Origin of the sequence: Streptomyces toyocaensis (assembly GCF_000725125.1) — a bacterium.
GTDB classification, from domain to species: Bacteria; Actinomycetota; Actinomycetes; order Streptomycetales; family Streptomycetaceae; genus Streptomyces; species Streptomyces toyocaensis.
Window position 1 is genome coordinate 1 of record NZ_JFCB01000081.1, and the last position, 213, is coordinate 213.

General features: G+C 100.0%; 1 protein-coding gene. It reads left to right on the forward strand.

The genetic code is table 11. The features are described 5' to 3' along the window. Window positions 1-213 (forward strand): hypothetical protein (locus tag BU52_RS37315; protein WP_200881373.1); only part of this gene is annotated, 213 nt, incomplete at both ends.

Here is a 213-nt window from a genome sequence, read left to right on the forward strand (position 1 = left end):
CGCGCGCGCGCGCGCGCGCGCGCGCGCGCGCGCGCGCGCGCGCGCGCGCGCGCGCGCGCGCGCGCGCGCGCGCGCGCGCGCGCGCGCGCGCGCGCGCGCGCGCGCGCGCGCGCGCGCGCGCGCGCGCGCGCGCGCGCGCGCGCGCGCGCGCGCGCGCGCGCGCGCGCGCGCGCGCGCGCGCGCGCGCGCGCGCGCGCGCGCGCGCGCGCGCGC